The 11845-nt window shown below is 37.5% G+C and carries 8 protein-coding genes; 1 reads left to right on the top strand and 7 read right to left on the bottom strand.

The window, feature by feature from the left end; all coding sequences use genetic code 11:
* Positions 1-9: 9 nt before the first annotated feature.
* The 5 genes from BR73_RS0102290 to BR73_RS0102270 all read right to left on the bottom strand — a co-directional run bounded on the left by BR73_RS0102290 (position 10) and on the right by BR73_RS0102270 (position 8098).
* Positions 10-1299: an extracellular solute-binding protein gene (locus tag BR73_RS0102290; RefSeq protein WP_033164230.1), complete on the bottom strand. Its 1290-nt coding sequence runs from the start codon at positions 1297-1299 to the stop codon at positions 10-12.
* A 131-nt stretch (positions 1300-1430) separates the two neighbouring features.
* Positions 1431-3680, bottom strand: a complete 2250-nt coding sequence (locus BR73_RS0102285) for a glycogen/starch/alpha-glucan phosphorylase (RefSeq protein WP_033164229.1) — start codon at positions 3678-3680, stop codon at positions 1431-1433.
* Between the two features lie 35 nt (positions 3681-3715).
* Entirely contained in the window at positions 3716-5167 is a 1452-nt protein-coding gene (gene malQ / locus BR73_RS0102280) for a 4-alpha-glucanotransferase (RefSeq protein ID WP_033164228.1), read from the bottom strand.
* 45 nt (positions 5168-5212) lie between these two features.
* Positions 5213-6964 carry a glycoside hydrolase family 13 protein gene (locus tag BR73_RS0102275; protein ID WP_033164227.1) on the bottom strand — a complete coding sequence of 584 codons (1752 nt, stop codon included), beginning with the start codon at positions 6962-6964 and terminating at the stop codon, positions 5213-5215.
* Positions 6965-7102: 138 nt separating this feature from the next.
* A complete protein-coding gene (locus BR73_RS0102270; RefSeq protein ID WP_033164226.1) occupies positions 7103-8098 on the bottom strand; it encodes a LacI family DNA-binding transcriptional regulator in 996 nt (331 codons plus the stop codon).
* Between the two features lie 538 nt (positions 8099-8636).
* Between BR73_RS0102270 and BR73_RS0102265 the strand changes: the two genes are divergently transcribed.
* Positions 8637-9650 (top strand): LacI family DNA-binding transcriptional regulator, encoded by a 1014-nt coding sequence (locus tag BR73_RS0102265; RefSeq protein ID WP_033164225.1) that lies wholly within the window; start codon positions 8637-8639, stop codon positions 9648-9650.
* Between the two features lie 50 nt (positions 9651-9700).
* Here the strand turns inward: BR73_RS0102265 and BR73_RS0102260 are convergent, their stop codons facing one another.
* Both BR73_RS0102260 and BR73_RS29580 read right to left on the bottom strand, forming a co-directional pair.
* On the bottom strand, positions 9701-10180 hold the full coding sequence (locus tag BR73_RS0102260; protein ID WP_033164224.1) for a flagellar protein FliS: 480 nt from the start codon (positions 10178-10180) through the stop codon (positions 9701-9703).
* 260 nt (positions 10181-10440) lie between these two features.
* Positions 10441-11835 (bottom strand): flagellin, encoded by a 1395-nt coding sequence (locus BR73_RS29580; RefSeq protein WP_033164223.1) that lies wholly within the window; start codon positions 11833-11835, stop codon positions 10441-10443.
* Positions 11836-11845: the final 10 nt, after the last annotated feature.

The following is an 11845-nucleotide window of genomic DNA, read 5'->3' as shown; positions in this document are numbered from 1 at the left end:
TCCACTTTTTTATTCAACAGCTAAAGTACCAACAAATGTATCTAATTTCTCTTTTACATTGTCTTTATTTAAATCACCGCTTTTAATTTCAGTTGCAATTGCTCCGGCATTTGCCCAGTATCTGGAACTGAATTCTGCGGAAGTAGGCTGCATTACAGATGCAGTATTTGCTTCTTCAACGATAACCTTAGCTACTTCATCTGCCTGAACAGCTTCGGATTCACCAGCTTTAAGGTTGGTAGGAACCTGACCTGTTTCTTCAAAACGCTGAACCTGCATTTCTTCGCTTCCAAGGTATGCTGCGAATGCTACTGCTACAGCAGGGAAAGCAGATTGTGAGTTAACACCGATTGCTTTTGAACCATAGAAACCTTTTAACTGATAATCTTTTCCGTCTGGATTAAAAGTAGGAATAACAGCTACTCCTAAATCATCACCTAAAGCATCTTTGTATAAATTGAAGTTCCAGGAACCGTCAAACCAAGCACCAATTCTGTGGTCTGCTGTTAATTCTGAAAGAGAAACATCATCAGCAAATGCAGTTTTGGGATTGTTGATTAAGTCGATTAAGTAATTAGTAACAGCTACTCCAGTTTCGTTGTTCCAGTTAGCACCGGCAGCAAAATCTGTTTGGCTTTCACCATAGATTGTTAAACCAGCTCCATAATACCAGGCACCTAATTTCCAGCCGCCTGCTGAATCAAAGCAGAAATTGTAAACGTTATCAGCTGTTTCTTTCGCCATAATGCTTTCAACAGATTTGATATCATCAGCTGTTAAAAGAGATTTGTCATAGTACATAAAGAAAGTGTTATGTGTAAAAGGAATACCATAAATAGCGTCATCTTTTGTTACTGTATTTACAACTTCCTGAGACATTGTTGTTTTAACCATTTCTTCAGTGGAACCGCCAAGTCTTGCAATTGCACCGGCATTGATTAATTCGTTTAACTGGTCATTTGCGAAGAAGAAAACATCACCAGCCGCAGAAACATCTTTCAGGATTTCATCCTTTAAAGTATCTTCACCCTGTGTTTCAACAGTGAAAGTTATATTCCATTCCGGGTGTAAGGCCTGGAAGGATTTTGTCATGGAATCCATTGTTCCATCTTTAATCTGATTTTCAGGTGCCCATACTTTCAAAGTAACATCTTCTACTTCTGCAGGAGCTTCTGTAGCAGTAGGAGTGTTAGTCGCTTCTGTTCCTGGATTTGTAGGTGTTTCAGTTTTTTTACCACAACCAGCTAAGGATGCTACTAATGTGGTTGCCAATAGTAATGCAAATAGTTTCTTTTTCATAAATCTACCTCTCCTTAAAATTTGATAAATTGATATGACTCTCGTCATATTAGTTTCTATCATAAAATGCCCTGGATATCATTGCTTACCATAAAATGTCCTGACATTTTATTTCGCTTTGAATAAAAATTTTATACCTTCCATATATCTTCATTGTACTCTGCTATGGTTCTGTCAGAGGAGAAATATCCGGCCTTGCCGATGTTTTCAATCATCATTTTTGCCCACTTCTCTCTGTCTTCGTAATCAGCTATAATCTCTTCTTTTTTTGCTATATACTCTTTAATGTCTAGCAGAGTCATGAACCAGTCTTTATTAAGAATTTCCTTGTACAAACGTTCCAGATTTTCTTTTTTACCGATTTTTATCAAGGTATTGCTTACGATAAAGTCAACCATCTCCTGAATTTCTTCGTCTGCTTCATAATAATCTTTGGAGATATAATCTCTGTTTTCATAATGAGCGATTACTTCCTCACTGGATTCACCAAAGATATAGATATTGTCTTCCCCTACAAGCTCAGCGATTTCAACATTTGCACCATCCATTGTACCCAGTGTTATTGCACCGTTTAACATGAATTTCATATTACCGGTACCGCTGGCCTCTTTGGAAGCTAAAGATATCTGCTCTGATATATCACATGCAGGAATCAATTTTTCAGCTAAGGTTACATTATAATTTTCAACCATAACTACCTTCAGATAAGGGCTGACATCTTTATCATTATTAATTAATTCCTGTAAACATAGAATTAAGTGGATAATGTCTTTTGCTATGGTATAAGCAGGTGCTGCCTTGGCTCCGAATATCAGTGTAATTGGAGTTACAGGTAGTATGCCCTTCTTGATTTCAAGGTATTTATGAATGATATATAAAGCATTCATCTGTTGTCTCTTATACTCGTGTAAACGCTTGATCTGTATATCGAAGATGGAATTTTCATTAATTTCGATACCCTGCGTTTTTAATAAATGTTCTTTCAAGGCTACTTTATTCTCATGTTTGATATGTAATAAAGTTGCCTGTACCTTGCTGTCTTCTTTCAAGGCTAAAAGTTTCTCTAACTGATCCGCGTCCCTTTTAAATCCATCACCGATAACCTCGGTTAAATATTTTGTAAGGGGATAATTACAGTGCATCAGCCATCTGCGGAAGGTAATACCATTGGTTTTATTGTTGAACTTTTCAGGATAAATCCTATAAAAGTTATTTAACTCATTCTGCTTTAAGATCTCTGTATGAAGGGCCGCAACTCCATTTACACTGAATCCGTAATGGATATCAATATGAGCCATATGGACTCTGTCATCTTTATCAATGATAGCAACAGAGGGATCCTCAAATTTTCTTCTGACCTTGTTATCCAGAACTTCTATAATTGGCAGTAACTGAGGAACTACTTTCTTTAAATATTTGATGGGCCATTTCTCTAAAGCTTCGGATAAGATGGTGTGATTTGTATATGCGCAGGTCTTAGATACAATTTCAATTGCCTCATCCATATCAATACCTCTTAATACCATTAAACGGATTAACTCAGGTATTACCATTGTAGGATGTGTATCATTAATCTGAATCACTGCATAATCATAGAGGTCATATAGATTACTGCCCTTCTTCTCACACTCCTCCAAAATCATCTGTGCTGCGTTACTTACCATGAAGTATTGCTGATAAATTCTTAAGAGCTCACCCTTTTCATCACTGTCATCGGGGTATAGGAACAAGGTAAGGTTTTTGGCAATATCCTCTTTTTCAAAAGAAATACCACTCTTAACAATAGACTCATCAATTGTCTCGATATCAAATAAATGAAGCCAGTTCGTGCGATTATCATATCCTGTAACTGCAATATCATAGAGCTTTGATTTTACGGTTAGATCCTTAAACTGTACGGTATAGGATTTATCACTTTTTACAAGCCAGCTGTCATTTGTTATCCAGGGATTCTTTTCTTCTTTTTGAAGATTTTCCTCAAACACCTGTCTAAATAGGCCAAAATGATAATTTAATCCAATACCTGCTCCGTTAAGTCCAAGTGATGCAATGGAATCCATGAAACATGCTGCCAATCTTCCAAGTCCGCCATTTCCAAGGGAGGGTTCCAGTTCTACACTCTCCACCTCTGTTATGGATTTCCCATTCTCTTTTAATAATTCTCTGATTTCATCATAAATACCTAAGTTGATAAGATTATTGGATAATAACTTACCTATTAAAAATTCAGCTGAAATGTAATAGATTTTCTTCTTGCCCTTCTCTGTGTATTTCTCTTTTGCCATTTCTTTTGACATTTCTAATAGGCCGAAATATATTTCTTCATTGCTGCATTCTGCTATGGATTTGCCATAACTTTTCTGTAATATCTTTTCTAACATTCTAACTCCTTCCTTGCGCCGCTTTCTGTTACTGTCTATCTGTTACTTGCCTGTATTAATTCCTTTAAGCTGCTGATTTCTTTCTTAAGGCTTTTAAAACTGTTTAATTTCCATTCCCAGTTTGGTGAACCTAAGGTTCCCGGTGTATTAATTCTTGCTTCATCACCCAGGTTTATTAAATCCTGAACTGGTAAGATTGCCATGTCTGCAATACTGTCAAGGGTCAGCTTTACAAATCTTTTAGAAATAACCCGGTCTTCATATCCTGTCTTTTTCAAGGCTTTTCTAATAGCATACTGGGTTTTTTTATCCTGGGATAAATACCAGCCTTTCATGGTTTGATTATCATGGCTTCCTGTATAAATAACCATGTTCTTCACATCTTCGAAATTATTGTTATTTTCCTTGGGGTCAAAGGTAAACTGAACAATCTTCATACCCTTTAACCCAAAATGATTTTTTAAGACGTGAACTTCTTCTCTTAAATCACCTAAATCCTCGGCAATAATTTCAACCTGGGGGTATTTTTTAGCAATAAGGTTAAACACATCATATCCCGGAGCCTCTAACCACTCACCTTCTACGGCAGTTTCACAGGAGGAAGGGATTTTCCAATAGGTGTCAAAGGCACGGAAATGATCAATTCGGATAATATCAAATAATTTACTGTTATAATCAATTCTATCTAACCAAAACTCAAAGTTTTGTTCTTTTAAATACTCCCAGTCATAGATTGGATTACCCCACCTTTGACCTGTGGCACTGAAATAATCCGGCGGAACACCAGCGATAAATGAAGGCTTTCCATCTGCCCCCAGCAAAAAGCATTCCTGGTTTGCCCAAACATCCAGGGAGTCTATTCCCACATAAAAAGGAATATCACCCATAATTCTGATGCCGTTTTCATTTGCATAAGCCTTTACTTTCATCCACTGTTTATAGAATTGGTACTGTACGAACATTTCATAGCGGATATCTTCCTCATAGACAGAAACATCAAATTCCTTTGTTTTTATCCATTCTTTTTGCTCCGTATCCCATTCGTTCCAGCATTTCAGATCATTTTTCTTTTTTAAGGTAAGGAAGACTCCAAATAAATAAACCCAGGGCTGTTCCGCAAAGATTTTATAGTCCTCATCCGGAATGAAATTTAAAAAGGCCTGTTTCAGGTAGATTTCCTTAAAGCTTCTTACTTTTTCATAATCAACTGTCTGTGCTTTCTGCCCGAACTTCGGTGCTTTTTTCTTGAGCAGACCTTCACGGAAGAGTTCCTCCAGACTTATATAAATCTCATCACCTGCAAAGGAAGAGTATGGCTGGTAAGGTGAGTTCCCATAACCCAAAGGATTCAGTGGTAATATCTGCCATATGCGAAACCCTGCCTGTTTTAATAAATCAATCAATTCATAACTATATTGCCCCAAATCACCGATTCCATGACTCGACGGCAGTGATGATATGGGTAATAGTATTCCCGCTTCTCTCATAACACTTATTCTCCTTAAAATAGCTCGCTGATGAGTATGTCAATTTTATATTTGCTGTATATAAACACCTTTCGGTTTTAATATAGTATCTACTGCCAGCAGACTAAATAATTCATTACCTTTTCTTTCAATTTTATGTTCCTGCTCCGAGCAGTTTAAAATCACTTCCACCTGTTTGTGATCCTCATCTGTTTTTATAAAATGTATAATTCTTTTATCCTTCTTATCTTCTATAAAATGAAAATGTTTACTTTTAAAAGCATTATTTGATTTTCTTAAACTGATCAGTGATTTTGTTTTTTGAATTTTTTCCGCAAACAATCCCGCAGCTATTTCTTCCCAAGGCATGCATCTTCTGCAATCAGGATCATAACTGCCCTCCATTGCAAATTCTGTCCCATAATAGATACACGGGCTGCCGGGCATGGTAAATAACAACGCCAATTGCTGATAAAAGATGTCGATATCCTTTACTTTATCAATTAAACGGTTCGTATCATGGGAATCTAATAAGTTAAATAAAACATTATTGGTCTGCTGCATATACATTGTGAAATTATGATTGATGCTGCATTCAAAATCATAGCTGGTTTTTTCAGGATACAGCCAAAAATCTGTTATGGAAGTAGCAAGGGGGTAATTCATAACTGCATCAAATTCATCCCCTGTAAGCCAGGTCATGGCATCATGCCAAATCTCACCTAATAAATAAAAATCCGGTTTTATAGCTTTGGTCAGACTTCTTAGCTCCTTACAAAATCTATGGGACACTTCATTGGCCACATCAAGCCTTAAGCCGTCTATATCGTAATTTTTCACCCAGTATTCCACGATATCCAGCAGATATTTATTAACCTCTGGGTTATTGGTATTCAATTTAGGCATCCGGGGCGTAAACGCAAAGGAATAAAAGGAGCCGTCCTTTGTGTTATGCAAGCCTTTATCAAAAGGCCATTTGTTAATCATAAACCAGTTATAATATTTCGATTCAGGACCATGTTCTAATACATCAAGCCATGGTACGAAGCTTTTACCGCAATGGTTAAATACACCATCCAGCATAATGCGGATTCCCTTTTCATGGGCCTTATCAACAAGGTTTTTTAATACCTTTTCATCGCCAAAATGAGGATCGATCTTCCTATAATCTGTTGTGTCGTACTTATGACTGCTTCCTGCCTCAAAAATGGGGGTTAGATATATTCCGTTGATTCCTAAATCCTGCAAATAATCCAGACGATCAATGATTCCCTGTAAATCACCGCCATAGAACTCTTCATTGGTGACCCTGTGAAAACCCCAGGGTTTTGTACCTTCCGGATCGTTGCCTGTATCCCCATTGCAAAAACGCTCAGGGAATATCTGATACCATACTGTGTTATTTACCCAGTCAGGCGTAGTGTTAATGTCAATTGCATTCATCCATGGAAATGTAAAGTATGACAGGCTTTTTCCCTGGTGATTCATCTCATTTTCCGTATAAAATCCATCTTCAAAATAGTAGATAGATTGGCTGCCGCTGACTAATTTGAAATAATATTTGCATCTTTTATACTGTGGCTTTACTGTTGTGGTCCACCAAATGTGGCGGGTTAAATTTTTCTTATATATGAGTTCTTCCTCTACGCCGCTCCACTTCCAGTTTCCTCCGAGAATTCCATTTTCAAAGGGATCGCCGTAATAGATATAAACTCTCTCAATATCATGACCTGTTTTTAAATTAATAATAAGATCCTCTTCATTTAACGGATAGCTGTAATTATCTGAGGTTCTATGGTAAACTGCTTCTAATTTCATCTAATCTCCTTTGTCACTTACAATACAAAAGTCAAATCGGGTTATATTATTAGCTTCCAGATTATCGGACGGGCATCAATGCAAACTACAGAAAACGGTTTCCGTAATGCTATGAAAAAATTATATAGATATTACCCTTTATTTTTGAATGACATCCATATAATCGATTCTGCATACCTCATAAGGTATTTCCGTATGCTGGCCTTTTTCGCCGTCTAATAATTTCTTTAACTCGTCAAATGCCTGTTTGGATTTCAGATTAAAATTCTGCTTCACTGTATTCATGGCTATCTTGGTGTAACCCATTAATCTTATTCCGTCAAATCCGCTGACCGGCCTGAATATATCCAGCTCTGTAAGTGCAAATACAGCTCCAATGGCCATAAGATCAGACGCACATACGATAGCATTTATTTTCCTGGCATGGTTTAAGGTAATTTCTCTGGCTTTGTATTCGTTAAAATCGCCGTACTTAACAATCAATTCAAAACCATACTCGTCTTTCAGCTTCTTCATGGCATCCAGTCTTTGATTGGTAATATATCCCCCTGCGCCGCCTGCTATATATAAAACTTTATCGATGTATTCATTCTCATCAAAAGTCTTTTTAGCAACATCATATTGGGCTGAGAATTGGTCTATGGACACTGAGGAGGTCCTGTCGTTTATAATCGGTGAATCAACTAAGACACAGAAAAATTCCTGTTTCTCTATTATTTTATATAAATTCTTATTCTCTATTGATAAATTGTATATAATCAAGCAATTAATTCTCTGAGACTTAAGATAAGCTGTTACTTGTTTGTAATTCATTTCATCAAACTGTGAACTGAAAAAGGTTACCACTTCCAGGTGATACTCTTTCGCTTTTTCAAAAGCACCAGTCAGATATTGCATGCTGATTTCATCGACAAATTGGCTATTGTGGCGAATATCAACAATTAAACCCACACGATTAAATTCTTTCTTAGACAGAGAAATTGCTACTGAGTTAGGAACATATCCCAACTCCTCTACTGCCTTCTCGACTTTTAATCTAGTTTCATTACTAACAAGGCTATAATTGTTTAAAACTTTAGATACCGTTGATTTTGCTACTCCGGCTCTTTTTGCCACATCATTTATCGATACCATCAATTTGCCTCCTGCGGAAAACGGTTTCTGTACTATTACTATATAACTCTTTTACTCTTCTGTCAATGGATTTTTATAATTTTATATACTTTATATTTGTTTTAACTTACTTTTTTTAGTAAATATTGATATAACATGAAATATTCAGTTGCTATGATAAAGTAATTTTCTTAACTGCTGCCCGCTATATGGTCACCTAGAGCTTATTTCCATATGATATTTTTCTTTTTTATCACCATATTGAAAGGAGACCTTCAAAAATCACTTATGAATCTATTTTACAGGTAATGGGCTGAGGCTGTCTCATTGTGCTTGTTATGGGCTTCAATTGAGAATTTACCTATTGTAATGTAGATTTTTTCGGTTTATACTCTTGTTATGTTCTGAGATGAGTGTTTTAATTTGCTTAAGATTTTAAGTAAGTTTGAGAATCTAAGTAGGTCTGAGTAATTTGAGAATTTAAGAATTAAATATGAATAATTAAATAATCTGAGTAATTAACAATTACAAAAAGTTAACCAGGGGAGATATATAATTCATGGCTACTATAAAAGATATTGCAAGTAAACTTGGTATAGCAGTCAGTACCGTATCCAAGGGTTTAAACGGTGCCAGCGACATCAGCAACGATATGCGCCAGCTGGTATTGGACACCGCTGTGGAAATGGGTTATTCAACAAAGAAAATGCGAACCACTACCACACGTAAAGTATGCATTTTTATTGAGAATATGGACTATGAGAACATCGACCAGTTTGGGTATGACATAATCGTAGGATTTAAGTTATCTGCTGCCAGAAGGCATTGGGAGGTAACTGTGATTCCCTCAAGCCTTACTCTTCAGACAGATGAAAAATATGATACCTATATGCTGAAGAACGGATACAGCGGAGCATTTTTTCTGGGCTTTACCCTTCACGACGACTGGGTAGTGCAGCTAAACAAGACCACGGTGCCAACCGTTCTTCTTGATAATTATATTGAAAGAAACAATCATGTAGGTTATGTGGGAACAGACAGCGAAGAAGGAATTGACCTTGCAGTTGACCATCTGAAAAAATTGGGACATAAAAAAATTGCATTTCTCAACGGCTCCAAAAACTCCATGGTATCCGATCAGCGTTATGCTGCTTTTGTAAACAGTATGAGCAAGCACAACCTCATTCCGGAAGAAGACCTCATTGAATATGGTTATTATGTTCCCGACTGTGCCAAATACCACGTTCCATCTTTTTTAAAAAACGGGGCTACTGCGATAATCTGTGCCAGTGACCTTATCGCTTCCGGTGTTATAACCGAAGTCACAGAACAAGGGCTTAAAGTCCCGGAGGATATCAGTGTTATAGGCTTTGACGATCTTCCCATTGCCACTCAGCTCTCTCCGGCACTGACCACTATCAGACAGGACAGGGTGGATTTGGGGAAGAGTGCTTTCCTGCTGCTGGACGGGCTTATACACAATATAACCACCAGTAAACTGCTTCTCAGAGCCAAATTTATTAAACGACAATCCACTGCCATTTGCAAAGAACGAACCCGTGAGGAGATTTAAGATTTCCTCCAACGGGTTCTTTTTTCTGTCTATCATATCATTATGTTTTATTAAGCCTTAAAACCTCTGTTAACCTGATTTGGATCAACATACGTCTCGTTTAACACTCCTCTGCCATAGGTGAGACCAGCATATATCTGCCCGGTATTACGCATAACCGGACCGGATTTATCTTCTTTCGAAATTCCTTCAAAGCCTTTCATTAAGATCTGAAGGACCTCTTCCGCATCCTGTAAAGGCTTCCTCTCCATCTGGTACTGTGCATCCACCAAAGCTTTATTAATAAATATATAGAGACTCATTAAATTCAGGGATATATCATAGGTATAATCAAGGGATGACATCAGTTCATTTAAGAACTTCTGTCCATGCTTGATATCGTGTTTAAAGCCTTCTGTTTCTCCATTACTCAGTTTTTCCTTTGCTGATTGAATATCTGATAGAATGACTTCATACATAATTACAATCAGTTCTGTTTTGGAAGCCTGAGTAATTCTGGCTGCAAAGGATTTTGCTAGTTCCTTTTCCATTCCTGTTACTGCTCCTTTCTAGGGCGCAAGTAAAAACTTCCTATATCGAATAGTCAGTTCTTTAAATGTGATGACCAGGACGAATCCTGGGGTGCTGAAAACTACTTTAACTGAGCTGGAGATTCCGCTTTGTGAAAGACACAGCACAATTCTGGAGACAGAGTGGTATTATATCCCTAAAATTGCATTGCTGAATACTACAAAGTGGAGCATAAGAACGCTACAATAAGTTTCAGACACCCTATAAAATAAACCGATTATTAACCCTGAAGCAGAGATAATACCGTCTGTGGTCTTTCATTTGCTTGAGCAAGCATAGAGGTTCCCGCCTGAGCAAGAACGTTCATCTGAGTATAGGTGGCCATTTCCTTCGCCATATCCACATCTGCAATACGTGAGAGAGCTTCTGTCATATTTTCAGAAGTTGTATCCAGATTTGATATGGAGTGCTCCAGACGATTCTGATAAGCACCTAATTTAGCACGTATTGATGTTACTAGATTATTTGCATTATCAAAAATAGAAATTGCTGCTTCTGCACCTTCCTGTGTACAGATGTTTACCATGCTGATACCCAGTGTGTCAGGATTAACCTTTGGCAGTCTCACTTCCATCGTCTGGCTCTCATTGGCACCAATCTGTAATTTCATAGGGCCGGAGTCAAGTACAGTTGCTGTTGTACTTCCTGTTGCTTTTACATCAAAGGTCATTTCAAATCCATTTGTATCAGAAACGGTCACAAAGTTTCCTTTGGAGGAAACAGTAGCTGTTGATGCAAAATTAGTTCCCCAGGCAGCTGCCATAACAGTATCTTTACCTTGTGCTTGGGTATGGGTACTGGGCTTTACGCTTGCATCAATGTTAAGATAAGAGGCAAGTGCCGCATTTCCTACATTAATCTCAATTTTCTTATCGCTGCCATACTCCTTCGTGGTGAAAATAAGCTCACCGGAAGCACCTTTTTTACACTCTATATTAGCATTGTCACTGAGATCCCTGATTTTTTCATATACCATATCAGGTGTATCACCTTCTTCAATCTTAACTTCATTTCCATTAATATTAAATACACCAGCCTGTGTAGCTGTAATATTTGTTGCTCCCATAGCTGCGGAGCCGGAATAAGTTGCCTGTGTAGCAACTGCGGAGACATTAATAGTGTAGGTTTTACTTGGAACGGTATCAGAGACAGATACCAGCTGTACATTTTGATCACTTGTAAAGGACTGTCTGTCAATACTTCCATCCAGCAATGTTTTTGTATTAAATTCGGTGGTATCAGAAATTCTCTGTATTTCCTCTTTTAACTGGTCAATTTCTGCCTGTATGGATTTTCTGTCGTCGATGGTGTTCGTACCATTGGAGGCCTGAACAGATAGTTCTCTCATTCTTTGCAGCATGGAATTCACTTCACTTAAGGCACCTTCTGCTGTCTGAATAATAGAAATACCGTCAGATGCATTTCTGGACGCCTGCTCAAGTCCTGCTATCTGAGTCTTCATTTTTTGGGAAATAGCCATTCCGGCAGCATCGTCAGCAGCTTTATTGATACGATATCCGGAGGAGAGCTTTTCCAGACTCTTATCAAGGCTCTTGTTTGTTCTGTTCAGCATGTTGTTTGCTTTTAAAGCTGAAATATTATGATTAATTCTCATTGATTTCTCC

The organism is Clostridium sp. KNHs205, from assembly GCF_000702945.1.
Classification (GTDB): domain Bacteria; phylum Bacillota; class Clostridia; order Lachnospirales; family Lachnospiraceae; genus Anaerocolumna.
The sequence above is the reverse complement of the archived record's forward strand: the minus strand, read 5'-3'. Positions and strand labels throughout refer to the sequence as shown.

Excerpts from the sequence above, each read along its gene's own strand:
- BR73_RS0102290 (WP_033164230.1), bottom strand. The coding sequence starts at position 1,299 with ATGAAAAAGAAACTATTTGCATTACTATTGGCAACCACATTAGTAGCA.
- BR73_RS0102285 (WP_033164229.1), bottom strand. The coding sequence starts at position 3,680 with ATGTTAGAAAAGATATTACAGAAAAGTTATGGCAAATCCATAGCAGAA.
- malQ (WP_033164228.1), bottom strand. The coding sequence starts at position 5,167 with ATGAGAGAAGCGGGAATACTATTACCCATATCATCACTGCCGTCGAGT.
- BR73_RS0102275 (WP_033164227.1), bottom strand. The coding sequence starts at position 6,964 with ATGAAATTAGAAGCAGTTTACCATAGAACCTCAGATAATTACAGCTAT.
- BR73_RS0102270 (WP_033164226.1), bottom strand. The coding sequence starts at position 8,098 with ATGGTATCGATAAATGATGTGGCAAAAAGAGCCGGAGTAGCAAAATCA.
- BR73_RS0102265 (WP_033164225.1), top strand. The coding sequence starts at position 8,637 with ATGGCTACTATAAAAGATATTGCAAGTAAACTTGGTATAGCAGTCAGT.
- BR73_RS0102260 (WP_033164224.1), bottom strand. The coding sequence starts at position 10,180 with ATGGAAAAGGAACTAGCAAAATCCTTTGCAGCCAGAATTACTCAGGCT.
- BR73_RS29580 (WP_033164223.1), bottom strand. The coding sequence starts at position 11,835 with ATGAGAATTAATCATAATATTTCAGCTTTAAAAGCAAACAACATGCTG.